We start from the raw sequence: 22,535 nt of genomic DNA, 5'->3' as shown, positions 1-22,535 counted from the left end.
ATGTCAGACCTGACCGCCCCGGAACAAACGGAAATTCCACAGGAAGTCATTTCGGCCCATGGACTGAACGATGAGGAGTATCAGCGGATACTCGATCTGATTGGCCGAACACCCACAATGACCGAGCTGGGTATTTTTTCGGCCATGTGGAATGAACACTGTTCCTACAAGTCCTCGAAAAAATGGTTGCGTACACTCCCAACGACAGGTCCCCAGGTGATTTGCGGTCCCGGCGAAAACGCGGGCATCGTGGACATCGGTGACGGTCAGGCACTCGTGTTCAAAATGGAGAGCCACAACCACCCCTCCTATATCGAGCCGTATCAGGGCGCGGGTACCGGTGTGGGCGGTATCCTGCGCGACGTCTTCACCATGGGCGCGCGCCCGATTGCAGTGATGGACGCCCTCTCCTTTGGCGAACCGGAACACCCACGCACCTCCGCGCTGGTGCACGGTGTGGTTGCCGGTATTGGCGGATACGGGAACTGCTTCGGCGTACCGAATGTGGGCGGCGAAATGCGGTTCCACCGGGCCTACAACGGCAACTGTCTTGTAAATGCATTTGCCGCCGGACTGGCCGACAGTGATGCGATTTTCTATTCCGCGGCCAGCGGCGTCGGAATGCCCGTGGTCTACCTCGGCGCGAAAACAGGTCGCGACGGCGTTGGCGGTGCAACCATGGCCAGCGCTGAATTTGACGCCGATATCGATGACAAGCGCCCCACGGTACAGGTTGGTGACCCCTTCACTGAAAAACGCCTTATGGAGGCCTGCCTCGAACTCATGGCGACCGGAGCCGTGATTTCCATTCAGGACATGGGCGCCGCCGGTCTCACCTGCTCTGCCGTGGAAATGGGTGACAAGGGCAATCTTGGCATCCAGCTCGACCTCGAGCGCGTACCGGTACGCGAAAGCGGAATGACCGCCTACGAAATGATGCTTTCCGAAAGCCAGGAGCGCATGCTCATGGTGCTCAACCCGGACAAGGAAGCCGACGCCCGGGCCGTGTTCGAAAAATGGGACCTAGATTTTGCCATCGTAGGTAAAACCATTCCCGAAGATCGCTTCCTGATTCTCATGAACGGCGAGGTCATGGCGGATCTTCCGCTCAAGGCACTGTCAGGCGAGGCGCCGGAATATGACAGGCCATGGGTAAAAACACCCAAGCCAGCACCCCTGGAAAATGCACCGGAAATCAGCCCGGTTGACGGGCTCCTCAAACTCATCGGTTCACCAAACCACTGCAGCCGCAACTGGGTCACCAAACAGTACGACCACATGGTCATGGGCGACACGGTCCGAAACCCGGGCCAGGGCGCCGGGATTGTCCGCGTTCATGGCACGAACAAGGCTGTAGCCTTCACCTCCGACGTGAACCCGCGCTACTGTTTCGCCAACCCTGAGCGCGGAGGGATGCAGGCTGTTGCGGAAGCCTATCGCAACATTATCTGCACGGGTTCACGGCCTCTTGCAACGACCGACAACCTGAACTTCGGCAACCCCGAAAAGCCGGAGATAATGGGCCAGTTCGTCGGCTGCATTTCCGGCATCGGAGCGGCCTGTAGCGCCCTCGACACACCAATCGTTTCCGGCAACGTCAGCCTCTACAATGAAACGGACGGGACAGGCATCCTGCCCACGCCCACCATCGGTGCGGTCGGCCTGCTTGCGGACCTTGATCATCTGATCGGCGCCGCCCCAACATCCGGCGACGCGGCCGTTCTCATAGGCAAAACATCAGGACACCTTGGACAGTCCGCCGTGCTTGCTGAACTCTTCGACCGCGAGGAAGGCGATGCACCCGAGGTCGATCTCGACGCCGAACGCTCCGCCGGTGATTTCATACTTGCCGCCAACCAGGCTGGATTGATTTCGGCCGCCAACGACCTCTCCGATGGTGGTCTCGCGATCTGTGCGGCCGAAATGGCGCTTGCGGGCAATGTCGGCGTGGACGTTGTGACGTCAGACAACCTGTCAGAGACCGGCTGGTTCTTTGGAGAGGATCAGGCCCGTTACCTCCTGGCCGCCAATCCGGAAAACCTCCGCTCACTCCTGGATCTTGCAGCATCGCACGGAGTTCCGGCGCAACAGGTCGGCAAATTTACAGGTGATACCATCAGGCTGGGCGCCGAACGTGTTCCTCTGTCTGAGGTGGCCGAAGCCCATGCGAGCGGGCTCACAAAATTTCTCGACTGACCCTTGCGGGCATTCATTCACGTCTCTAGATTCGCACGATGACACAAAATACGAGGGTCCCGAATGGCTATGGAAGCCACTGAAATTGAAAACCTGATCCTTCAGGCCTTCCCTGACGCACAGGTTGAAATCAAGGACCTGGCAGGCGACGGGAACCACTACGCGGCCACCGTAACGGCGGAGGAATTCCGCGGACTCAACAGGGTGAAACAGCATCAGATGGTCTATGCCGCCCTGAAAGGAAAAATGGACGGATCGAGTGGCGAACTTCACGCCCTCGCCCTGACCACCAAAGCACCGGAGTGAAGCCTTTGAGCAATCCAGTACACGACGCGATCAAAGCAGATGTGGAAGCGAACGATGTCGTTCTCTTCATGAAAGGCACCGCCCAGATGCCACAGTGCGGGTTTTCCAGCCGCGTTGCCGGCGTCCTGAACTACATGGGCGTTGAGTACAAGGACGTGAACGTTCTGGCGGATGAGAGCATTCGCGACGGAATCAAATCCTATTCGGACTGGCCGACAATTCCGCAGCTTTACGTTAAAGGCGAGTTTGTCGGTGGATGCGACATTATCACGGAAATGACGCTCTCCGGGGAACTGGACACCCTTCTCGACGAGAACGGTGTGGCGTTCAATAAGGAAGCAGCCGAAAAGATTCGCGAATCCAATTCCTGAATTCGAATAGCGCAGGCTGAAACGAAAAAGCCGGCAGGTCCCCCGACCTGCCGGCTTTTTTTTTGGGTAACGAAAACTTTCAGCCCATCAGGACTGGGAAGAAACTCCTTCTGCAGCCTCAGCAAGCGTGTTGATATCCGCAAGAACCTTACCCAGCAGTTCCATCGCCTCGCGATTTTCCTCCCTCAGGGCTTCCTTTTCGGCATCCATGACACGCGAGCCGCTGCTCGTCTCAAGTTTAACCGCATTCGCAGCCAGCATTGCCGACTTCGCCTCGGCGATCCGGATACGCTCTTCCGCGGCGCGCAGATTCTCCTGCAGCATTGAAAGCTCATCCTTAACACCCGCCATCGTATCAGCCAGCATCAGACCAGCCAGCAGAAGCATGCGCTTTTCCGTCGTGGCACTGCCCGCGCCCGAAACCTGAACGGCCTCCGCATTCAGCAGTTTCGCCGCGCGCTCAAGCGACTGTTCCTCACCGGCCTCACAGCTGACTTCAAAGACGCGACCGCCAATTTCAAGATTAAGTTCAGGCATTTGTAGCCTCCTCCTCAATGAGGGGCTTAAGCTGGGATATCAGCGCATCCAATGCCGCGACATCCTCATCCCGTTTGGAGCGCACACCGACAAGCTCCTCAAGAAGCCGTGCTTTGTCGTTTTCCAGCGAAGTCACGCGAGCCTGAAGAAGCGGCTCCACGTCCGACCCTGATGCGACACGTTCCGACGTTGAAATTGCCTCACGCAAGCGGTCGAGCGCTCTGGCAAGCTGAACTTCAAGTTGATCAATCTGACTCATGTTTTCACTTCCGAAACCCCATGCACACGTTTTTATGCCCCGAACATATGTAATGCAATCGGTCGATGGCGCGAATCTCCGGACTCTTTTCCAAATGTCCGAAAACCCGTACTTTTTGCACCGTATTTTGCGCTCGAACACGCCAATAGGGTGAAACCGCCTTGACGCTTGCCGGAGTGCTGGTATCAAACCCCTGATTTTGGCCATCCATGCTCAGGACCGGCCGGTATATTTCCAGAAAGGCTCCCTCAGGTGAATATCAGCGACCTCCGCCAACGTCATCCGGATCACTGGAACAGGGCTGCCGCACTGCGTGTGCTGGCAATGGACGCCGTTCAAAAAGCCAATTCCGGCCACCCTGGAATGCCCATGGGCATGGCCGATGTCGCAACGGTACTTTTCGACAAACACCTGAAGTTCGACGCCTCGAACCCGTCATGGCCGGACCGTGACCGTTTCGTTCTGTCAGCCGGTCATGGATCGATGCTGCTGTACGGACTCCTGCACCTCACCGGCTATGAGGACATGACGCTTGAGGAGTTGAAAAACTTCCGTCAGCTGCATTCAAAAACGGCCGGTCACCCGGAATACGGTGAGGCCGAAGGTATCGAAACCACAACCGGCCCGCTCGGTCAGGGTCTTGCCACCGCCGTCGGCATGGCCATCGCCGAGGAAAGTCTCGCGTCGCGGTTTGGCCGTCAGATCGTAAACCACAATACATATGTCATCGCCGGAGACGGCTGCCTGATGGAGGGCATCAGCCACGAGGCAATCGCCCTCGCCGGCAAACAGAAACTCTCGAGGCTGATCGTGCTTTGGGACAACAACGGCATTTCAATCGACGGTGCCGTAAACCTGTCCGACATCACCGACCAGCATAAGCGCTTCGAGGCTGCCGGATGGTCCGTACATTCCTGCGACGGCCACGATCCGGAAGACATTGACCGGGCACTGGCGGAAGCGAAAGCCTCCAAACTGCCGGCAATGATCGACTGCCAGACGCATATCGGTTTTGGCTCCCCCAACAAGCAGGACACCAAAAGCGTCCACGGCTCGCCGTTGGGCGACGATGAAATTGCCAAAGTGCGCGAGATCTATGGCTGGTCCCACGAGCCATTCGTCATTCCCGACGACATTCGATCCGCGTGGAAGGAAATTGGCTCCCGCGGCGCGGCAGCGGTGGCCGAGTGGCATACCAGGTTCGAAAAACTCTCCGGTCGGAAACAGACGGAATTCGAACGCATCATGGCCGGCGAAATGCCGAAGAAACTGACCACGGCCATGAACGCTTTCCGCAAGGAGCAGACGGAAGCGGCGCCCAAAGTTGCAACCCGCAAAGCCTCCGAAATGGTACTCGAGGCCGTCAATGAGGCCGTGCCCGAGACAATCGGCGGCTCCGCCGACCTGACTGGCTCAAACAACACGCTGACCAAGGACCTCGGCATATTCGGCCCGGAAAACCGTTCCGGCCGCTATGTTCACTACGGCATCCGCGAATTCGGAATGGCCGCGGCCATGAACGGCATCGCCCTCCACGGCGGATGCCAGCCTTACGGCGGCACTTTCCTTGTCTTCAGTGACTACGCCCGTGGCGCAATCCGGCTCGGCGCTCTGATGAAACAGCGCGTTGTCCACGTCCTGACCCACGACTCCATCGGTCTCGGGGAAGACGGCCCGACACACCAGCCCGTCGAACATCTCGCATCTCTGCGTGCCATGCCGAACATCAACGTGTACCGGCCCGCCGACATCATCGAGACGTCGGAAGCCTGGGAACACGCGCTTTCCGGTCCGAAACTTCCGTCCGTGCTTGCGCTGACCCGCCAGGGTTTGCCAACGCTCCGCAAGGAATACAGCCGGCAGAACCTGACTGCGAAAGGCGCATACATCCTCGCGGAAGCGGAAGGACGCCGTATGGTGGTTCTCATGGCATCCGGATCAGAGGTGGAGATCGCCCTGCGGGCCCGCGACCTGCTTCAGGCCAACGGCTTCGGCACGCGTGTCGTGTCCATGCCCTGCTGGGAACTCTTCGAGCAGCAAGACCTGAAATACCGCCGCAAGGTGCTTCCCGCAGGAACGGTACGGGTTGGCATTGAAGCTGGAATTCGCATGGGCTGGGACCGCTGGCTTTACGGCGAGCGCGGCTCGGAGAAAAAATCCGGTTTTGTCGGCATGGAAGGCTTCGGCGCCTCCGCTCCGATCAAGGATCTTTACGCACATTTTGGAATAACGGCGGAAGCGGTCGCAAAGAAGGCCACTGAACTTCTCTAGTTCGGACAATACAAAAAGGGACGAAGCATGACCTGGAAAACGCTTGATGAAATGGAACTGTCAGGCAAAACGGTCCTGACCCGCGTCGATATCAATGTTCCGGTCAGGGACGGCCAGGTCACTGACGCCACACGCATCGAACGCATCGCCCCTACCGTTGCCGATATTCTCGCAGCCGGCGGAAAGCCGGTTCTGCTGGCCCATTTCGGCCGCCCCAAGGGCCAGCGCGTTGAGGAGATGAGCCTTTCGGTGACTCTGGATGCCCTTCGATCGGCCTTCGGCGTCGACGTGGAATTCGCACGGGACTGCGTCGGGGAACCGGCCATCAACGCTGTTCGCGACCTTGCGCAGGGTAAAGTGCTCCTGCTCGAAAACACCAGGTTCCACGCCGGTGAGGAAAAGAACGATCCCGATTTTGCCGCTGAACTCGCCAAGCTCGGTGACATCTACTGCAATGATGCATTCTCCGCGGCACACCGGGCGCATGCGTCCACGGAAGGCCTTGCACACCTTCTTCCCTCCTGCTGCGGACGTCTCATGCAAAAGGAGTTGGAGGCCCTCCAGCAGGCCCTTGGCGATCCCACGCATCCGGTCGTTGCCGTCGTCGGCGGCGCCAAAGTGTCCACGAAACTCGAACTGCTCGGCAATCTGATCAAAAAAGTCGACACCGTGATTATCGGTGGTGGCATGGCCAACACCTTCCTCGCCGCTCAGGGCGTGGACGTGGGCAAATCGCTCTGCGAGCACGAGATGACGGACACCGCGAAGCAGATCCTTGATGAGGCCAAACAGCAGGATTGCGAGATCATGCTGCCGCTGGACGTGGTGGTCGCACGGGAATTTGCCGAGAACGCACCAAACGAGATCGTTCCCGCAAACGCCTGCCCAGAGGACGCGATGATCCTCGACGCCGGCCCGGTTACCATCGCCCGCATTGCCCTCACATTTGAGGGCGCGAAAACCGTGGTCTGGAACGGCCCTCTTGGGGCTTTTGAAATTGCTCCGTTTAATGCCGCCACGGACGCCGCCGCAAAACGCGTGGCCGCCCTCACCCGTGCCGGACGGCTTCTGTCCGTTGCCGGTGGTGGTGACACCGTCGCGGCTCTGAACACCAGCGGTTCCGCTGATGACTTCACTTACGTATCTACCGCCGGCGGCGCCTTCCTCGAATGGCTGGAGGGCAAGGAGCTTCCCGGTGTTAGCGCTCTAAAAAATTCGGGCAACAAGACTACCGCACCAACAATTTAAAAGGGACGATCATGAAAGCCACGAGAACGGTCCAGAAGATCCTCAGCAACTACGAAAGTGACAATGCGGGGGTGAAGGGCAAACTCTGCCAGATGCTGATGAACGGCAAACTCGGCGGAACCGGCAAAATGGTCATTCTTCCCGTGGATCAGGGATTTGAGCACGGCCCGGCCCGCAGTTTTGCGCCCAACCCGGCCGCTTACGATCCGCACTACCACTACCAGCTCGCCATCGATGCCGGTCTCAGCGCCTATGCCGCGCCGCTTGGAATGCTTGAGGCGGGTGCCGATACTTTCGCGGGTCAAATTCCAACTATTCTTAAGGTCAACTCCGCGAACTCCCTGATTCCGTCCGATGCGTTCAAGGACCAGGCCATCACGGCGAGCGTCGATGATGCTCTCCGACTCGGCTGCTCGGCAATTGGTTTCACGATTTATCCCGGCTCGACCGCCGGTCTTGACATGTTCGAGGAAATCGCGGCCATGCGTGAGGAAGCCGCCTCGAAAGGAATCGCAACGGTGATCTGGTCTTACCCGCGCGGCGAAGCCCTGACGAAGGACGGCGAAACCGCAATCGACATTGCCGCATATGCGGCCCAGATCGCGGCCCTGCTCGGCGCCCATATCATCAAAATAAAACTGTCGACGGATCACCTTGAGCTTGGTGAAGCCAAAAAGGTCTATGAGGCACAGGAAATCGACATTGCCGATCAGGCCGCCCGCGTCCGTCACTGCGTACAGTCCGCATTCAACGGCCGCCGCCTCATGGTGTTCTCCGGCGGTGCCGCGAAAGGCGAAAATGCCGTATTTGAGGATGCCCGCGCCATTCGCGACGGGGGCGGTAACGGTTCGATCATCGGCCGCAACACGTTCCAGCGCTCCCGCGAGGATGCACTGGCAATGCTCGGCAAGATCATCGACATCTACAAGGGCCGTGACTGACTCGCCACACGACCGCACAATTGATTCAATTTAGGTCGAATCATACGGAATCGGGGGATTCACAAGTCCCCCGCTTTCTGCCAAACTCGCCGCAAAACAAGAATTGCAGGCAGAATTGGTATGCGAGTTGGAGGTTTTCGACGGGCTGGGCGCAACACCGGCAGCACGGTGTTTTCACTCGTTATGCTGTCTTTGGTCGTCTATCTGACCATTGCCGTTTTTCAGGGCGAATACGGCCTGTTTAGGCTATTCGAGATCAACGCCGAGGAAGGTCACCTCGAGAAGCAGCTTGCCGAACTCAGGATTGAACGCGAGCGCGTGGCAAACAAAACCCGCCGCCTCTCCACCGAAACGCTCGACCTTGAGCTTCTGGACGAACGGGCCCGTGTGGTTCTTGGCCTCGGCCGCGAAAACGAAATTATCATCCGCTAATCACGGCCGCAGGCCATAAATACGCATCCGCAGGATCCAATCCTGCGGATTCACGTTTTGGAGTCCGCGATCAGCGAACCGCCTGACCGTTGGCGTCAAAGAAATGTGTAAGGTCCTGCTCGAACTCCAAACCGACCCTGTCACCAACACGGACGTCGGCGTTGCCGACAACCCGAACGGTGATCTTCCCGAGCACTCCTGCATCGACAATCACAAACGTATCCGCGCCAAGGTATTCGAGCAGATCGACCGTGCCGTCACACTGGCCCTCGCCTTCAGCGACAATGGAAATGTGCTCGGGCCGTATCCCCAATTGCGTCACCGGCACCGACCCCGTATAGGCGCCACCGCGACCGCCATCCAGGCTGTAGGCGCCATCACTGGTGGAACACGGGATCACGTTCATCTTCGGACTGCCGATGAACTGCGCCACGAACAGGTTCCCGGGCCTCTCATAGAGTTCCCGCGGCGTCCCAACCTGGGCAATATACCCACCATCCAGCACCACGATCCGGTCGGCCAACGTCATGGCCTCGACCTGATCGTGCGTCACGTAAATCATGCTCGAATCGAGCGTCTGATGGAGTTTTGCAATCTCGTACCGCATCTCCACCCGGAGTGAGGCATCGAGGTTGGACAGCGGCTCATCAAACAAAAACGCCGTTGGATCACGAACGATCGACCGCCCGATTGCAACCCTCTGACGCTGCCCACCGGACAGGTCCTTCGGTCTGCGATCCAAAAACGGCTCCAGTTTCAGGACACTCGCGGCCTCGTTGACCTTGGCCTCAATCTCGGCCTTGGGTGCGCCGGCAGCTTTCAGGGAGAACCCCATATTTTCGCCAACCGACATGTGCGGATAAAGAGCATAGGACTGAAAAACCATGGCAAGACCACGCTTCGACGGCGGCTCAGCCGTGGCATCGCGATCATCGATCAGAATACTGCCCCGGCTTGTTTCCTCCAGGCCCGCGATCATCCGCAGCAGCGTTGACTTGCCGCATCCGGAGGGCCCGACAAAGATGATGAACTCGCCATTTTCGATCTTCAGGTCGACACCCTTGATGACCTGAACCTCACCGTACCATTTTTCGACGGCCTTAAGTTCGATGGATCCCATTTCAGTTTCCCTCCCCCGCACTCGGTGACGCCCAACTCAGCCAAACGGCAGCCGTCCAGGAAAAGCTCCCGCCTCCTGCCGGCTCGCCGGTATTTGGGTCGTAGTATTCGGCAAATCCGTTCTTCGAGATCAGCTCCGCCGTGTCCTGCCGAATCTTTTCCGCCTCCTGCATGTGGCCGCATGACCCCAGCCCAGACCCAACCAGATAGTTGACCACGGCCCAGACCGGACCGCGCCAGTAGCGTTTCGGGTCAAATGACCCCAGACGGGGATCATGACTGGCAACACCGTATTTGGTTCCGGCGTTAAACTGCTTCAGCGTGTCGAGCGCGACCCCGTTCTCCACGCCGCCGTACCAGTTCAGAAACGATGCGCTCGATGCGGTTCCCCCGAACTCACCGGTGCGCAGATCTTTGGTGTCATACGCACCAATTGTCTCATTCCACAGGCTGGCCGCGCCGCTTTCAAGCTCCTCAATCCAGCCATCAACTTCGGATGTGTCCCGTCCCAGTTCCTGCCCAAGGTAACTCAAATCGCGGTGACTGCGCAGCAGCGTGAAGGTCATCGTAGGGTCCGCAACACGGAATGGACCATCGGTCAGAATCACGTCCTCGTCCCAGTTGTTGTCCCGGCCGAAATTCACAATCGCGATATAACGGTCATAGTCGTACTTGGTCGGTCGCATGGACGCATCCACGTGACCGGTATCGCGACGCACATATGGCCCAACGTTGGAGGCATCGACCGCCGCCAGGGATTTGTCCCAGCTGGGAGCATTATCTCGACCCGACTCCCACGGATGGGTGATACAGATCGCACCGCTCTCGCCCCGGCATTTCATGAACCAGCGATGCCATTTGAGCATCGGCTCAAACAGCGCACCAACCCGCTCGGCACCTACTGAAGGGTCCAGATCATGGATACGCCGGGCAAACGCCGCAGCCACCGGCGGCTGGCTGATGCCGGACGAATCTATGGGCCCATGTCCCTGCGCGCCCCAGACATCGGGTCCAGGGAAATAGCCGTCATCCGCCTGGTGGAAGAGGATATGTGGCACCATGCCATTGTCCCACTGGCCGGAAAACAGCGTTTCCAGCTCCGTCCAGGCGCGGTCGATGTCGAATTCCGCATAGCCATAGGCGGAAAACGCGCTGTCCCAGTTCCACTGGTAGGGATAGAGTCCCGCAGTCGGTACGGAATACCCCCCCCGGTCGTTGCGGCGGAGAATTTCCCGCGCCTGTTCGTCAAGTTCCTCAATAGTTGCCATGGTGCTATCCTTTCACCGAACCGGCTGTGAGGCCTTTAGTCATGAATTTCTCCAGTCCAAGAAATAGAACCATGATTGGAACTGTCGCGATCACCGACCCAGCCATCAGGTGCTGTCTCGGAATTTCCGACGAGTTGAGCATGGCCACCCCTCTCGTAAGGGTGAATTTTGAGGGGTCATCAAGCAGCATGAAAGCGAGCAGGAACTCGTTCCAGGCGATCATGAAGACATAGAGCGACACGCTTGCCAGCGCGGGCAGCGAAAGCGGCAAGGTAATTTTCCAGATCACACGCAGCCGCGACAGGCCATCCATAAGGCCCGCCTCCTCAATCTCCTCCGGCAGCCCGCGGAAATATCCCTGCAGCATATAGAGCGCGACGGGAATGGTGGTCACCGGATAAATGAGCACGATACCCAATAGTGAGTTCCTCAACCCCGTCATTGAAAACGCGATGTAGATCGGCAGTGCCAAAACAATCATCGGCACCATGTAGATCAACAGAATGGACCGCGAAAACGCCACCCGCCCCCGGAACCTGAGCCGGGCAACCGCGTAGGCACCGGGCACGGCGAGCAACAGGGTGATGAACACCGTCACGACAGACACGATCAGGGAGGTCAGCAGATAGGAGCCAAAGTTGAAGTCCTGGAACAGCTCGAAATAACTGCGAAACAGTTCAGTACCCTTGGCCAGATCCAGTGAGAAGTCCAACGGATTGAGCATAAGATCCTGCTGGTTTTTCAGGCTGGTCATCACCATCACGTAGAACGGGATGATCACGAGGGCCGTGAAAAAGACGTAGCCGAACCCGGTCAAAAACCGGATCACCGCCTCCTCAAATTCGTGCCGGTTGGCCAACCCGAAGGGAAGACCTGCCAACATGACCCGAACCGATCCAAACGTGGCCGCAATCATCAGCAGCCACCCGATCAGCTTCGTAAAGAGCCCCGTTTCCGCCGGCCCGAAGATCGCCGGCCGAAACAGGATGAACGAAATGACCGTCAAAGCCACCAGCACTAATGCCGGCACCAAATGCTCTCTGACCCCCTCCAGCACTCCGGGCAGCATCAAAAAACCTGCCAAAGCTCCGAATACCAGCGACGAGATCACCGAAGGCGCCAGTGCATCGCCGGTGGAAAACGACATGGCGACACAAACAACAATCGCCATTGTGAAAGACCAGAGCGCACCGATGACGGGGCCGGTCACATAACCATTCCGTACCATACTCACAGCCCTTCCTCCTGGCTCATGAAGCGGAAAAACACGAACGAGAACAGGATCAGACAGGCGAAAATCACCACCGCCACAGCGGCCCCCGCCCCAATGTTCGAAATCGCAAACGCCTGCTCATAAACGTTCACCGTCAGCGTCCGCGTCCCGGCATTACCGCCGGTGAGCAGGAAAATGTCGTCGAACTTGTTGAACGTCCAAATGAACCGGAGCAGGAACAGCACCGACAAAATGCCAAGCAGCTGCGGCAGCGACAGATAGCGGAACTTCTGAAACGGACTCGCACCGTCCATATCCGCCGCCTCGTACATGTCGGAGTCAATCGACTGCATCCGCGCCAGAATGAACAGGAACGAGAGCGGAAAGTAACGCCAGATTTCGAACACCGTCACCATGATGAGCGCGAGAGGCCGCTCCCCAAAGAAATTGATTGGGGCTTCCGTCACGCCCATCTGCATCAGCAATGCGTTGGCCGATCCGGAAAACGGGTCAAACAGCATCACCCAGGTAAACGCGACCGCAATCACGGGCGCGACATAGGGAAACAGATAAAGCCCCCTCAGAATCCCCTGCCCGCGAAACGACTTGTCGAGCAGCAAAGCGGCAAACAGTCCCACAACCAGCGCACCGATGGTCCCAAACACAGTGTAGAAAATCGTGACGCCCAGGACGCCCCAGAACTCGCTGCCATCGAAAATCGCCGCAAAATTCTCGAACGTGAAGTTAAACGACGTCAAAGGATTGGTGGCCCGCCCCGTCACCTCGGCAGGCCGGTCCGAAGGTGAGATGTCGGCGTCAAGATACGCCTGATCGACAGTGACAGGAATTGCGAGGGTTTCACGATACCCCGGTTCCCAGTCACCGAAGGTACAGGTCAGCATCCGACCGTCGAGCACACAGCGATCGTCGACTTCACCGGTGAGCGTCAGTCCCTCGGCAATTTCATCGACAAAGGCCACATCCCGGATTTCGCCATCCTGGCTGGAATTTCGCAACCTGTAGCGCAGTGTCGCCTCATCGCCCGCCACCTCGGGATTGCCACGGAGATCCTCCCGCACAATCGGCGCCGGCGCGCGCAGGTCCGACAGGGTAATCGGCTTGAAACTGATCCAGAAAATCGCAAGCAGCGGCAGAATTACCACGAGCGAGACACTGAAAATGGTTGGGGAGAGCAGGCCCCAGGCGAGACGCGCCTCACGGCGCATCAGCGGCCCGGTCCCGACGGGAGGGCTCGTATGTGACATGGTGCAGACCTGGTTTTGAGGTTTGTGTCCGGGCGGCGGTCAAACAGCCGCCGCCCGGGTCCGATCAGTTGATCTTGGCGAGTTCCTCGTTAAGCGCGGCAACCGTCGCCGACGCATCCCGCTCACCGTCCATGTACTCACGTACCAGACGGTTAATCACCTGGCTGTTGACCAGTTTGGAGGCCAGCGAGAGCTGTCCCTCCGCAACGCCCCAGCGCTGCGCGACGTTCAGACCGCCGACGATCTCGTCGATCATCTCCTGGGAGTACAGATCAGCGAGAGGCGCCTTGCGGTCCACCCCAACGTCAAGCTTGGCCCAGCCCTCCGCAAATTCGCTCGCGTTCTCAGCTGTTCCCTTGCGGACGGGGAATTTCCCCTCCGGCGCAATGGAAAGGGTCTGCAGATATCCGTCCTCCATGGAGAAGTTCACGAACTCCATCGCAACATCCGTGTTCGCATCCGATGTCACACCGAAGTAACGGATGTCAGCCCAGGCCGCGCCATCAGGATTGGAGGGTCCGGAGAAGTTGGTCACGATACCCGTTTTCGAAGCCAGTTCCGTGGATGTGGGATCGCCGGTGATCGTGGGCGGGTTGCTGTCACGAAGTCCGGCGAGCTCGTCGAGGATGAACGGGGACCAGATGATCATGGCCGCCTTGCCGGCAAAATACAGCTCACGCGATTGCTGCCAGTACAGCTCACCCGGAGGCGATGCCTCGGTGATCGCCTTGTAGAACTCAAGAACCTCGGTCGTCGCCGCCTCATCAAGCGGCTGGAACCCGTCGGCTCCTACCGGCGACACGCCGTTCGCCAGGAACACATGCTCCAGCACCTGGCTCATGAAGTTCTCATCAACCTTGGTCGCCGCAACGAAACCAAACATCTCGGGCGGATTGTGCAGCGCCTCAATCGCCGCTTCCACGGCCTCATAGGACGTTGGCGCATCGAGACCCGCCTCGTCGAACAGGTCCTTGCGATACACCAGCATCTGGGTCCAGCCATCGACGGGTACGGAGGCAAAGCCGTCTTCCATGGCGGCCATGTTCAGCGCACCGGGGGCAAAGGTGTCCTCACCCAGATCCTCGATGATGTCGGTGGCGGCATCAATGTCCAGAATGCCCGCCTCGGCCCAGGGAAGCGCATACTGAAGGGTGTGATAAATCACATCCGGCAGATCGCCCGCGGCGAACGCGGCGGTTGCGCGCGTTCCAAGGTCGGATTCCGTAACCGGAATAACCTCAACCGAATGCCCGGACGCATCCTCAAACTGCGCTGCCAGTTCCTGCTGCTTGGCAAGGCGCTCCGGCTGTTCCTCGGTGGTCCAGAACCGGATGCTGTCCGCCGAGGCCGACGCGGCAAGGAATACCATTGCCGTCGCCGTCCCGGACATCAGTGCCCGCCACGCATGCGTTTTCTTGATGGTCATTATTTTCCCCCTGTAAGGTTTTTCGATCCATTGGATTTCATTCGATCCGCCACAAGCCTGGCCAGATCACTGCTGGAAACCACCGGAGCCGATATGGAGCCGCGGTCCATCAGTGGAACCGAGGCGGTTTCCCGCAGATTTTCAGGAGCTTCACCGCGCACCCTTTGAATAAGCAGTGAAGCCAGTCGTTCGCCCGCAAACCTGTTGTCCACGGCGAAGGTCGTCAGTTGCGGCGTAACGTAGGTGCCTTCGACAATACCATCGTAGCCGATCAGCGATATCTCCCTGCCAATACGCAGGTCGTAGTCCCCCACGACGTCGTACATCCCCAGGGCCGCCTTGTCGGTGGCAAATATGATCGCCGTCGGTGGCTTCGGGTGTTCAATAAAACGCCGCGCCGCCACCGCGCCGTCAGCACGCCGTACCGCATCGGACAGGATGAGCCCGGGATCAACCTCCAGCCCGGCCTCAGCCATACCTTTTTCGAAGCCACTCCGGCGAAGATTACTGTACGTAAACCGCGTGCCACCGTTTACGAAACCAATCCTTTCATGTCCCAACTCGGCCAACCGGGTAACCGCCTCGCACATGGCGACCTCGCCCAGGATGTCGAACCAGGCGCACCCTTCCGGGTCTATCGGCCGCCCGTAGAGGACAAACGGCACGTCTCTTTCGAGCAGGAGAGCTACACGCCGGTCATTTACCAGGCTGCGCGGCAGAATGAACCCGTCCGCTTTACGCTCGCTCAGAAGCCGGTTCATAATTTCAAGTGTACCGTCGCCTGACTCGGAAGTCGCAACGGTGAGCGTCCAGTTCTCCTGACTGGCGGCATGGGATATTCCGGACAAAAACCCGGCAAGGAACGGGCTCTGCCGGTCGTGGTCGCTGAACTGAAGCACCAGACCCAGCGACCGTGTCCGTCCCGTCCGGATCGCCTGCGCCTGTGGAAGGGGATTATAGCCCATTCGCGTCGCCGCATCCTGCACACGCTTCCGTGTCGCTGGAGCAATATCCGGGTGGCCATTAAGTGCCCGCGAAACCGTTCCCTTGGTCAATCCGAGATCCCTGGAGACATCGGCAATCGTCACACGACGAGCCGTTGTGCCATATGCCTGTCCCGGATCAGGAACGGTTTTCAAACTGGTGGTCCTCCCTCGAGGATAAGCGGCTTTTTCAGAAACCGGTTTCAGAACCTTTTCCAAACGACTAGTCGTCGGCCGCCGCACCTGTCAAACAAAACTTATGATGTGTCGCTTGCCGAGCGGAGTGAAAACAACGCTTGACGTGAAGCGCCCGGACTTCGGCAGCAAGCCTCGCGATCAATATCCAAAAGGCCGCGGCGGGTGCGCATCGTGCAGATCAGCCACAACAAGGCAAATAATGGAATTCAAAACGAAATCAGAAGGTTGTTACGACAATCTTAACCGACTACGAATGCCGTAGGAAATCGGTGGTGCGGATGCACCGCTTGCTCAATCAAAGAAATCGGTGCCCATCCGAAGCAACCTTAAATTGCGCAATTTCACGCTGACCGGCGGCCAAAAATAAATTTCGGATTTCCGAAACCGGTTTCGGAAACGAAAGCAGACGCAGCCGATTTATCGTGCCAAAACCACGCCCAAAACTTCCAAACTCGAATCAACGCAATGCCCAGTCGACGACATCAATTGCCGGTCCATTCCGTAATCATCGACTGCATCTCCTCAAACCGCACAGGTTTGGAAATCAGGTCGTCTATGCCAAATTTGCGGCATTTGTCCCGAACCTGATCACCGGTCTCTGTAGCGATCCCGAGGATAGGCACCCTGGTGTCCGCGCTGCTCTCCGAACGCCTGATCTCCGCCACGGCCTGCAATCCTCCAAGGCGCGCCGAGGACACATCTACCAGGATGATCCCGGGATTGCGCTTCTGATAGAACCTGACCGCATCGGCACGCCTTTTCGCAACCACATGGGTCAGCCCCATTTTCTTCAGAACGGTCGTCATCAACAGACGGTTGACCTCATCATCCTCGCACACAAGAACGTCGATGGTGTTTTTTTTCCGTTTTGGCTTTTCCGGGGGCGTGTCGTCGACCGGTTGCCTGGTCGCCTCACCGGCGGTCGTTGTGTGACCCGACCGGGACCTTTCCATCAACCCAAGGATTTCAGCCAACAGCCCTCTCCGCCCGCCTTTGGCTTTCTGGTAGCCTTGGTCGACGGTATGCACACCGATAACCGTTTGATCCGAAGTATCGACAAATACAATCGGCGTATCGCGGAATGGCTCGTATTTCCGAATGAACTCGATCGCCTTTTGATGGTGCGTCGCTTTCGGGTCCTGCGCCACTACGACACAGTCGATCTTCTCATCCCCAACCATCAGCCGGTCCGCAGCACGGCCCGCATCCACGACCGAGGTGACAGGCATACCCTGTATCCCCTCAACGGCGAGCGTTCCCCCCACCCGCTGTCCACTGGCATAATCCGGGTCCACGATCAGCACCCGTCCGGTCACTTCCGCTAGGATGTGAGGCGCCGGGGGATCGGAAGGCGCGTCATCCTCTTCGGCCTCCGTATTGCTCACGCCTTTCCGCGTCGTCTTCGAGAGACGAAAAAGGGCTGCAATCGCGCTCCAGTTTAATCCACGCCGGTCAGACCTGGAACCTGACACCGGCTCGTCAACCTCCGGCTCCACATCCGCTTCCGCAGCATCCACACAAACGTCAGGCACTTGGGTCTCGCCGGTTACGGCTTCTGCATCCCTCGACCGCCGCTGCTTCCACGCCGTCCGGACCAGGAGCACTGTAGCCAACAAAACCGTTCCCGCCCCCGCCAAACCAAACAGCATTGCCAGCCTGCGAACACCGCTAAAATCCACGTCAACCGGCGCTTCAATCACCGCCGCACCGAGCACATCCCCCGGCTGCACGTTCGCGGTCGTCGAAGGTATCTCGTTGTGACAACTGACGCAGGCCTGGTCCGACGCCGTTATCGGTTCGACGACAGTAAGGGTTCCGTTATCACCCTCCGCATCAAAATCACTCCATGTTTCCGCGACGCCACTCTCGGCCATTTCCGTGACCAGACGCAGTATTTCAGCGTCCCCGGACTCCTCCTCTGGCGCCACAGTGGACACGCCCACTATCTCGACATCACTCCGCGGCGACGCTGACGGTCTTGAAGTTTCCCCCTCCGCGCGATGCTCAGGGGTCGCAGCCACAATGTCGTCGAGATCCCCAAGGTCGGCCAGCATGTCCGCAGTCACCTGCGCAAGAACATTCGCCCGGTACCGGTCAACCGCGAAATAGGTGGCCGATATGGCAGCAGTCCCCACCAAAAACAGCAGAACCGCAACGGATTTGACGCTGGCCAACAACCAATCATCCAACTGCAACAGGCGCCGGGCGGCACGCCCCCTCAAATGGGACACACCCGCGCACACGGGAATTGTAACCGCACCATCAGGTACGGATCACAACACGCTTATTCCCTGCGGGTTACCAAATCCCTGGACCCGCAGTTTCCGGAAGGAAATCAGATAACTGTAGCCGGAAGTGAACTCACTTCGTGCCGAACATACGGTCACCCGCATCGCCCAGCCCGGGAACGATATAGCCGTTATCGTCGAGGCATTCATCAAGGGCCGCCGTGATCACCGGTACATCCGGATGGGCTTCATACATGCGCTGCACGCCCTCCGGCGACGCGAGCAGGCAAAGGAAACGAATATCAGTGGCTCCCGCATCCTTTAGAAGGTCAATCGCCGCAGCCGATGAATTTCCGGTGGCCAGCATGGGATCGACCGCAATCGTCACCCGGTTCGCCATGTCCGACGGCAGTTTGCAGTAGTACTGGACGGGCTTGAGCGTTTCCTCGTCCCGGTAAAGCCCGACAAAACCAACCCGCGCCGAGGGAATAAGATCAAGGATACCGTCCAGAAGCCCATTACCCGCACGCAAAATCGACACCAGCGCGAGCTTTTTCCCGCCGAGTTCCTTGCCCTGCATGGTTTTCAGTGGTGTCTCAATCGTCTTGTCCACGAGGGGAAGATCATTCGTAACCTCATAGGCGATCAAATGACTGATCTCACGAAGCAGCCTACGAAACCCTGCGGTCGAGGTTCCCTGCTCCCGCATGATCGTCAGCTTATGCTGCACCAGCGGATGATCAACTACGGTAAGGTTTGGATATGTCATGCGTCCCCATTCTCCAGAATATCGTAAATCTTGCTGCGGGTTTCCTCATCGCAGAACGCCGCACCCATCGCCACACGGTTCATTTCAAGAAAATCCCGTTTGTTCCAGTCGAAACACCGGGACAGCTGGTCATATTCCATGGGCAGATCCGTATGAAAATACGGCGGATCATCCGTCGATACCGTCACCTTTACGCCCGCATCGCGCAGCCTTTTGATGGGATGTTCGTTCCAGTCCCCATAAACGCCCAGCGCAATGTTCGACCCCGGATTAACCTCAAGGACCGTTCCCCGCTCGCGCAGCATCTCCACGACCGCCGGGTCCTCAATCGCGCGCACGCCGTGGCCGATCCGGGTGACCTTGAGGTGCTCAAGCGCATCCGCAACGCTGTCCGCACCACAAATCTCACCTGCATGAGCGGTCAGCCCCAGACCAGCCTCGCCCGCCAGAGCGAAGGCCCGAGCAAAGTCTTTCGGATGGCCAAACCGCTCTTCGCCCCCCATACCGAAACCGGTGACGTATTCGTTCATGTTTGACGCCGTCGTCTCCGCCGTGCGCTCAGCCGTCTCAGCACCCAGATGCCGCACTGCCGTAGGGATGAACCGTGCCACAATCCCGTGCTGATCTTCAGCCTCCCGGGCAGCCTCCGTCATCGCCGCCAGGTACTCGGCCCAGGCAACCGAACTGCCGTCACCGCACAGATCAGGCGCGAGAAAAATCTCGGTATATACGACGCCGTCCTCCGCTGACTTCCGCAGGACCGCATCCATCAACCGGTGGTAATCGCCGGGCGTGGTCAGAACCTCGCAGGCCCGTTCGTAAGCCTTGAGAAACTCCGCAAAGTCAGACCATGCGTAATTGCCGGCGTCATCGAAAAGCCCGGCAAGATCCACCTTCTTTTCGGCCGCAAGTTCACGAATAAATACCGGCGGTGCTGCTCCCTCCAGGTGCAGATGCAACTCAACTTTTGGAACATGCCTCCAGTCCGTCAAAGAAAAGACCTCCCGTGTTCCCCCGGTGCAAGCCCCAAATGCGCGGCAACCGTTTCTCCAACGTCCGCAAATGTGATCGCGCCCGTCGGCTGAGCGGCGATGCCAGGCCCCGTTCCCAACACCGGCACCTGCTCCCGCGTGTGATCAGTCCCTGTCCAGGTAGGGTCATTGCCGTGATCCGCCGTGATGAACAGCAGATCACCCTGCCGAAGTTTTACAAAAATCTCCGGAAGCCTTCGGTCAAAAGCTTCCAGATTGGCCGCGTAGCCGGAAACGTCCCGTTGATGCCCATAGAGCGTATCGAAATCGACCAGGTTAACGAAAATGAAGTCACCGTCCCCGGCTTCATCCAAAGCGTTCAACAACGCGTCGACATTCTCGGAGTCGTTGCGGCCCTTGTACTTCCGGCTGACGCCGCGCCCGGAAAATATGTCCGTAATTTTGCCTACTGCATGCGTTCGCGCACCACTGGCGACAACCCGGTCAAGCAAAGTGTCACCCGGCGGTTCAATCGCGAAATCCTTCCGGTTGGCGGTACGCGTAAAATTCCCTGACGTCTGCCCGACGAAGGGCCTAGCTATGACACGCCCAACACGCATCGGATGCACCACCTCAGCCGCCGTTCGGCACAGGTCCAGCAACCGTTCCAGACCGAAGACCTCCTCATGGGCCGCGATCTGAAGAACACTGTCGGCTGAGGTATAGAAAATCGGCTTTCCGGTTCGGATGTGTTCCTCACCATATTTGTCGAGAACCGGCATGCCCGACGAATGACCGTTGCACAGCGTACCAGGAATTCCGGCCTTCTGAATGATCGGATCTGTCACGGTTCCAGGTATCGACGGGTCGCCTTCGGGAAAATAGTGCCAGTCCCACGGCACAGGCAATCCGGACAACTCCCAATGCCCGGACGGGGTATCCTTCCCCCTCGATCGTTCAACCGCCGCCCCCCAGATACCGTTCGGCTCGCCTTCAAATCCGGGCAGATCAATGTCCGACGCGGCCCGGATTGCCGCCCCCAAACCCATTGCCTCCATATTCGGCACATTCAGCGGACCCGAACGCCCCTCCTCCGCTCTTCCGGCCGCACATTCCTGGATGATATGCCCGAGGGTATTCGCCCCCTCGTCCCCGAAAGCATCGGCATCCGGGGCACCACCGCACCCAACCGAGTCCAGAACGATAAGAATACCCCGCGCCATCAGGTCACCCGCTCAATGATAAGCGGGTTTTCCGGCGGGCACGTATCAGAGATCGAATACGCATTGCGCACCCGCTGCTCCGCTTTCTCGGCATCAGCATGGCTGGCCGCATGGATCAACACCAGCGGTGTATCCGGCTCCATCCATCCGCCCAGCCCGGCACAATGCAGCAGCCCCACGGACGGGTCGATTTTGTCACTCGCCCGCCGCCGACCCCCGCCAAGTTCCACCACCGCCATGCCAAGCGCAAACGTGTCAATGGCATCAACGAATCCGGACTGATCTGCCGTCACCTCATGCACCACAGGCGCCCGGGCCAGATGACCCTCAAAGCCTTCCATGAAGTCTGAAGGGCCTCCCAGTTCCGTGACCATCCGGCCGAAGATTTCCGCCGCGGCCCCGGAGGAAAACGCCTCCCGGATCTTCGCCGCCCCGTCGTCACGGCCCTCGGCCAGGCCACATTCCGCAAGGAGATTTCCACCCAAAGCAACCGTGACATCATAGAGACGCCCGTCAATCTCATCGCCCCGCAGGAACCGCACGGCATTTGCCGTCTCAATCGCATTGCCCGCGCAGCTGGCAAGAGGCTCGTTCATGTCCGTAATCAGGGCACGTGTCGGGCAACCCGCCCCGTTGGCAACGTCGACCAGAGACCGCGCCAGCGCCCTTGCGTCATCGAGGTTCGACATGAAGGCTCCGCTGCCGCATTTCACGTCGAGCACCAGGCCCTGCAACCCCGCAGCCAGTTTTTTTGAGAGGATCGACGCTGTGATCAGGTCCACGCTCTCAACTGTTCCGGTCACATCACGGATCCCGTAAAACCTTCGGTCTGCCGGAGCCACATTCGGGGTCTGTCCAATCACGGCACAACCGACGTTGCGGACGACCTTCGTGATCGTCTCCTCATCTGGCTGGGAGACATAGCCCGGGATTGCATCCAGCTTGTCCAGCGTCCCGCCCGTATGCCCCAGTCCACGGCCTGAAATCATCGGGACATAAGCACCACAGGCCGCCAGCGCGGGAGCCAGCATCAGGCTGACATTGTCGCCGACCCCTCCCGACGAATGCTTGTCCACCACCGGCCCCGGCAGATCCCAGGACAAAACCGAACCACTGTCCCGCATCGCAAGCGTTAGCGCCACGCGCTCGCTCAACTCCATGCCCCGGAAAAACACGGCCATGGCAAAGGCGGCAACCTGGCCCTCGGAAATCGTCTCCGATGTCAGACCCTCAACCATAAAGCGGATCTGCTCATTGGAAAGCGTGCCACCATCGCGTTTTTGTGCAATGATCTCCTGCGCCAGCATCAGT

At 58.7% G+C, this 22,535-nt stretch carries 20 protein-coding genes; 7 read left to right on the top strand and 13 right to left on the bottom strand.

Annotated elements, in window-relative coordinates; genetic code table 11:
* The 3 genes from purL to grxD all read left to right on the top strand — a co-directional run bounded on the left by purL (nt 1) and on the right by grxD (nt 2,873).
* Nucleotides 1–2,196 carry a phosphoribosylformylglycinamidine synthase subunit PurL gene (gene purL / locus ACP15P_RS06235; protein WP_424927645.1) on the top strand — a complete coding sequence of 732 codons (2,196 nt, stop codon included), beginning with the start codon at nt 1–3 and terminating at the stop codon, nt 2,194–2,196.
* A gap of 63 nt (nt 2,197–2,259) precedes the next feature.
* Complete coding sequence (locus ACP15P_RS06230; protein ID WP_424927644.1) at nt 2,260–2,502, top strand: BolA family protein; 243 nt, start codon at nt 2,260–2,262, stop codon at nt 2,500–2,502.
* Between the two features lie 5 nt (nt 2,503–2,507).
* On the top strand, nt 2,508–2,873 hold the full coding sequence (gene grxD / locus ACP15P_RS06225; RefSeq protein WP_424927643.1) for a Grx4 family monothiol glutaredoxin: 366 nt from the start codon (nt 2,508–2,510) through the stop codon (nt 2,871–2,873).
* Between the two features lie 87 nt (nt 2,874–2,960).
* Here the strand turns inward: grxD and zapA are convergent, their stop codons facing one another.
* On the bottom strand, nt 2,961–3,410 hold the full coding sequence (zapA, locus tag ACP15P_RS06220; RefSeq protein WP_424927642.1) for a cell division protein ZapA: 450 nt from the start codon (nt 3,408–3,410) through the stop codon (nt 2,961–2,963).
* Nucleotides 3,403–3,669 (bottom strand): hypothetical protein, encoded by a 267-nt coding sequence (locus tag ACP15P_RS06215; RefSeq protein WP_424927641.1) that lies wholly within the window; start codon nt 3,667–3,669, stop codon nt 3,403–3,405. The genes zapA and ACP15P_RS06215 overlap by 8 nt, the downstream gene beginning before the upstream one ends.
* Nucleotides 3,670–3,921: 252 nt before the next feature.
* Between ACP15P_RS06215 and tkt the strand changes: the two genes are divergently transcribed.
* The 4 genes from tkt (at nt 3,922) to ACP15P_RS06195 (ending at nt 8,561) form a co-directional block, all read left to right on the top strand.
* A complete protein-coding gene (tkt, locus tag ACP15P_RS06210) occupies nt 3,922–5,940 on the top strand; it encodes a transketolase (RefSeq protein ID WP_424927640.1) in 2,019 nt (672 codons plus the stop codon).
* A gap of 27 nt (nt 5,941–5,967) precedes the next feature.
* Nucleotides 5,968–7,188, top strand: a complete 1,221-nt coding sequence (locus tag ACP15P_RS06205) for a phosphoglycerate kinase (RefSeq protein WP_424927639.1) — start codon at nt 5,968–5,970, stop codon at nt 7,186–7,188.
* An 11-nt stretch (nt 7,189–7,199) separates the two neighbouring features.
* Nucleotides 7,200–8,129 (top strand): class I fructose-bisphosphate aldolase, encoded by a 930-nt coding sequence (locus tag ACP15P_RS06200; RefSeq protein ID WP_424927638.1) that lies wholly within the window; start codon nt 7,200–7,202, stop codon nt 8,127–8,129.
* A 168-nt stretch (nt 8,130–8,297) separates the two neighbouring features.
* A complete protein-coding gene (locus ACP15P_RS06195; RefSeq protein ID WP_424927637.1) occupies nt 8,298–8,561 on the top strand; it encodes an FtsB family cell division protein in 264 nt (87 codons plus the stop codon).
* Between the two features lie 70 nt (nt 8,562–8,631).
* Here ACP15P_RS06195 and ACP15P_RS06190 read toward each other — a convergent pair whose 3' ends face one another.
* From ACP15P_RS06190 to deoA, 11 genes are all read right to left on the bottom strand, one after another.
* A complete protein-coding gene (locus tag ACP15P_RS06190; protein ID WP_424927636.1) occupies nt 8,632–9,681 on the bottom strand; it encodes an ABC transporter ATP-binding protein in 1,050 nt (349 codons plus the stop codon).
* 1 nt (nt 9,682) lies between these two features.
* A complete protein-coding gene (locus tag ACP15P_RS06185; RefSeq protein WP_424927635.1) occupies nt 9,683–10,948 on the bottom strand; it encodes an MGH1-like glycoside hydrolase domain-containing protein in 1,266 nt (421 codons plus the stop codon).
* Between the two features lie 4 nt (nt 10,949–10,952).
* Nucleotides 10,953–12,182 (bottom strand): carbohydrate ABC transporter permease, encoded by a 1,230-nt coding sequence (locus ACP15P_RS06180; RefSeq protein ID WP_424927634.1) that lies wholly within the window; start codon nt 12,180–12,182, stop codon nt 10,953–10,955.
* Nucleotides 12,179–13,426, bottom strand: coding sequence for a carbohydrate ABC transporter permease (locus ACP15P_RS06175; RefSeq protein WP_424927633.1), 1,248 nt, complete (start codon nt 13,424–13,426; stop codon nt 12,179–12,181). The genes ACP15P_RS06180 and ACP15P_RS06175 overlap by 4 nt, the downstream gene beginning before the upstream one ends.
* Nucleotides 13,427–13,490: 64 nt before the next feature.
* Complete coding sequence (locus tag ACP15P_RS06170) at nt 13,491–14,816, bottom strand: ABC transporter substrate-binding protein (RefSeq protein WP_424927834.1); 1,326 nt, start codon at nt 14,814–14,816, stop codon at nt 13,491–13,493.
* Between the two features lie 35 nt (nt 14,817–14,851).
* Nucleotides 14,852–15,991 (bottom strand): LacI family DNA-binding transcriptional regulator, encoded by a 1,140-nt coding sequence (locus tag ACP15P_RS06165; RefSeq protein ID WP_424927632.1) that lies wholly within the window; start codon nt 15,989–15,991, stop codon nt 14,852–14,854.
* Between the two features lie 524 nt (nt 15,992–16,515).
* Entirely contained in the window at nt 16,516–18,210 is a 1,695-nt protein-coding gene (locus ACP15P_RS06160) for a response regulator (RefSeq protein WP_424927631.1), read from the bottom strand.
* A gap of 184 nt (nt 18,211–18,394) precedes the next feature.
* Nucleotides 18,395–19,030, bottom strand: a complete 636-nt coding sequence (upp, locus tag ACP15P_RS06155) for a uracil phosphoribosyltransferase (protein ID WP_424927630.1) — start codon at nt 19,028–19,030, stop codon at nt 18,395–18,397.
* Complete coding sequence (locus ACP15P_RS06150) at nt 19,027–20,022, bottom strand: adenosine deaminase (protein ID WP_424927629.1); 996 nt, start codon at nt 20,020–20,022, stop codon at nt 19,027–19,029. The genes upp and ACP15P_RS06150 overlap by 4 nt, the downstream gene beginning before the upstream one ends.
* On the bottom strand, nt 20,019–21,224 hold the full coding sequence (locus ACP15P_RS06145) for a phosphopentomutase (protein WP_424927628.1): 1,206 nt from the start codon (nt 21,222–21,224) through the stop codon (nt 20,019–20,021). Before ACP15P_RS06145 ends, ACP15P_RS06150 begins: the two co-directional genes overlap by 4 nt.
* The gene (gene deoA / locus ACP15P_RS06140; protein WP_424927627.1) at nt 21,224–22,531 is read right to left on the bottom strand and encodes a thymidine phosphorylase; all 1,308 of its coding nucleotides are present in this window, start codon (nt 22,529–22,531) and stop codon (nt 21,224–21,226) included. Before deoA ends, ACP15P_RS06145 begins: the two co-directional genes overlap by 1 nt.
* Nucleotides 22,532–22,535 lie beyond the last annotated feature (4 nt).

Origin of the sequence: Amaricoccus tamworthensis (assembly GCF_049800875.1) — a bacterium.
GTDB classification, from domain to species: Bacteria; Pseudomonadota; Alphaproteobacteria; order Rhodobacterales; family Rhodobacteraceae; genus Amaricoccus; species Amaricoccus tamworthensis.
The sequence above is the reverse complement of the archived record's forward strand: the minus strand, read 5'-3'. Positions and strand labels throughout refer to the sequence as shown.